Here is a 2,267-nt window from a genome sequence, read left to right on the forward strand (position 1 = left end):
TTCGAAAGATCAGCGTCGTGTGCGAAGCGTTCTGGCCAGACCGACTGAGAGCACTCGGCTGGACGGTGGAGGTTCTTGGCGAAAGGTTGCAGCTCGAAGACTGCGAGACAGTCGGTGCCCTCATTGAGGTCTCTCAAGAAGCTTTGGGAAGTACCAGACGCTTTTATGGCATTGAAGGACCGGTGCTCTTTCCACCAGGCGCACCGCCGCCAGGTCGTGGCCTGAAAGCGTAAGACCATAGGCAAAGGCGCCGCAGATGGAGTTACATCTCCGAGAGGTTCCACTATCAGACGAGCAATTCGTTACAGCGATATACCTCGACGAAGACCAACAGGAATTTTCTGGTGGGGACATTTGGGAGCTGTTCGACCGCCTGCGCAGCATCCCACATCCGGAGGCCGTTCATCCCTTCATTGTGGCCCACGACGACAGTGCAATCGGCTTTTGCGTTCTCCGAGAAGAGCCTGCACTCCCCGCATGGGCGTTGCCCGATGTGATGACGCTGCACAATTTCCGCATCGGCAGACAGTTTCAACGCCGGGGCTATGGAACCGCCGCCGTCCGAACGGCAGCACGATGGGTGGCTGAGAACCGCCCAGCGGTTTCGCTACTGATGTTGTCCGTGAATGTTGAAAACGAACCGGCGACGAGCCTTTACCAGAGCTGCGGCTTTCGTCCGACTGGCGCCACCTTCGATGGACGCATCGGTTGCGAAAGGATCATGCTGGGAACGATTGCCGCCATTCTCACCAAATGCTGTACTCGATGAGAAACACAGGGCAGTACGGCATGGCTATTTGCCCTAGCCATACGTCTTGATGGCATGCGAGGGACTTGGCGGCAGCGAGGTCAGGAGGAAGGCCTTCTTGACGCCCTGCGCGATGGCGAAATCGGCGATCGCGGCCTGCACATTGTCGGATGCGTAACAGAAGGCCGGCAAACATTCTGACTGGACTGTTGGGCTTCGTATGATCTTCCCAGTGCCATTCGTAGAACCCGCCATGTCGGACGCAGTGGTCATCGACGGCGCCGAGCACGTCATGAAGGACTTTTGACTATCCTAGCGGCGGGCATGGCAGCCGCCTATGTCGCTTTCATCGCGGGTTAATTCTGGCAGGCATCGAAATGCCGGTCTGGAACCTGAGAACGCCCGCCGCCCAGGTGCGCATCTCCGGTGATGCATCGCCCGATTTCAGGATTGAAATGGCCAGTGAAGCCATGTCTTCGGGTGGTTTTTGGTTGGCGGCCACGTAGGTGAAATATCCTACTACGATCGCACATCCTATCGATACGACCGGCGAAGCGAACGGCATTGTCGCTCGGACAATTGATCGGCTGCGTTGAAGCAGGCTGGGCTTCGGAAGCTCTTCCTGGTCAATAGGATCAGACATTCTACTCTCCTGCGCAGAACACCAATGCAGGAACAATGGCATACATTAGTTAAGATGCGGATAAACCCTTACGACGAGTAGAGGTCGGGTAGTCGATGCTCAAGCGGCGCCGGTCCAACCGGCTGGCACGGTCGTGGCGTACAAGGCTTGGTGTGCGGCGTAAAGCGAGCGTGCAAGCAAACAAACGATCAGCACGGCAGCAATGAACAAATCGGACCACATGGCCAACCTTCTCATTCCATTAGGGCGACGCTACTACGCGGGCCGGTGGGAGAACCGAAAGAGGAGGAGCGACTGGCAACCTGATGTTATGCTGTATTGCAATTTGCACTACCATCAGCTGCCTCCTGAACAAGGAGAGTGACATAGCCATTTACGTCAAACGCAAGGAACATCCGATCTCGATGCGCCTCCCCAAGGTCGACATTGCCATGATCGATCGCGCTGCTGGTCTGCGCGGCCGGTCGCGCACGGATTTCGTGCGCGATGCGGCTGTGCGCGCCGCCGAAGACGTACTGATGGAGAACCGGCTGATCCGCATGAGTCCGGAAGGCTTCGTCGAGTTCATGGCCGCTTTGTCCGCGCCAGCGACCTCGGTGCCGGAGATGGTCGAACTGGCGAAGCGTTCCGCCCCTTGGGAACCAGACTACGTCGCGAAAAGCTGACCCTTCGCTCTCACCGTTCCTGAGCCGCTGACCGTTGATAGCAATCGAAACTGAGGTCTTAAGTGGTGTGGGGTTCGAGACGCCGGCCCAGGTCTTCTTCGGCGGCACGCCCGCGGCTGTCATCAGCCAAACGTCGACCATCGATGCTGGCCGCGACGACAGTCGAGGTGACAGTGACTAATCAGTGGGAAGACTCATCGGAATCCTGCCC

General features: G+C 57.7%; 4 protein-coding genes and 1 pseudogene. 3 read left to right on the top strand and 2 right to left on the bottom strand.

Annotation, left to right across the window (positions count from 1 at the left end; genetic code table 11):
- Both AC1DUU_RS29935 and AC1DUU_RS29940 read left to right on the top strand, forming a co-directional pair.
- Positions 1-233, top strand: a pseudogene (locus AC1DUU_RS29935) (acyl-homoserine-lactone synthase); the annotation flags it as partial.
- Positions 234-256: 23 nt separating this feature from the next.
- A complete protein-coding gene (locus AC1DUU_RS29940; protein WP_476786947.1) occupies positions 257-769 on the top strand; it encodes a GNAT family N-acetyltransferase in 513 nt (170 codons plus the stop codon).
- A 33-nt stretch (positions 770-802) separates the two neighbouring features.
- On the opposite strand, the gene AC1DUU_RS29945 is transcribed toward AC1DUU_RS29940, so the two are convergent.
- The gene (locus tag AC1DUU_RS29945) at positions 803-940 is read right to left on the bottom strand and encodes a hypothetical protein (RefSeq protein ID WP_476786948.1); all 138 of its coding nucleotides are present in this window, start codon (positions 938-940) and stop codon (positions 803-805) included.
- A 154-nt stretch (positions 941-1,094) separates the two neighbouring features.
- Complete coding sequence (locus tag AC1DUU_RS29950; RefSeq protein WP_476786949.1) at positions 1,095-1,391, bottom strand: hypothetical protein; 297 nt, start codon at positions 1,389-1,391, stop codon at positions 1,095-1,097.
- A 404-nt stretch (positions 1,392-1,795) separates the two neighbouring features.
- Here AC1DUU_RS29950 and AC1DUU_RS29955 point away from each other — a divergent pair, with 404 nt between their 5' ends.
- Positions 1,796-2,056, top strand: a complete 261-nt coding sequence (locus AC1DUU_RS29955) for a type II toxin-antitoxin system TacA family antitoxin (RefSeq protein ID WP_476786950.1) — start codon at positions 1,796-1,798, stop codon at positions 2,054-2,056.
- Positions 2,057-2,267 lie beyond the last annotated feature (211 nt).

This window comes from Aminobacter sp. P4_H6_2 (genome assembly GCF_056400805.1).